This window comes from Pseudomonas sp. AC463 (assembly GCF_979253585.1).
This window is the reverse complement of sequence record NZ_CEEDDZ010000204.1, coordinates 1-381: the sequence shown is the minus strand read 5'-3', so window position 1 is coordinate 381 and position 381 is coordinate 1. Positions and strand designations below refer to the sequence as shown.

Genomic DNA, 381 nt, shown 5'->3' with positions numbered 1-381 from the left:
CCTGTATCCCGACAACTCGCTCAGCTACACGGGCAACTTCCTGCGCATGACGTTCGGTGTCCCGGCCGAGCCCTATGTCGTCAATCCGGTAATCGAGAAGGCGCTGGACCGCATCTTCATCCTGCACGCCGATCACGAGCAGAACGCGTCGACCTCGACCGTCCGTCTCGCGGGATCGTCCGGTGCGAACCCGTTCGCCTGCATCGCAGCGGGCATCGCCTGCCTGTGGGGACCGGCGCATGGCGGCGCGAACGAAGCGGCGCTTAACATGCTGCGGGAGATCGGAACGCCCGATCGCATCCCGGAATATATCGCCCGCGCCAAGGACAAGAACGACCCGTTCCGCCTGATGGGCTTCGGCCACCGCGTGTACAAGAACTA

1 protein-coding gene is annotated in these 381 nt (G+C 64.0%); it reads left to right on the top strand.

Annotated features, from left to right (window positions below; genetic code table 11):
• The coding region (locus tag AC0IYH_RS29785; RefSeq protein ID WP_471837679.1) for a citrate/2-methylcitrate synthase at nt 1-381 on the top strand (381 nt) is incomplete at both ends.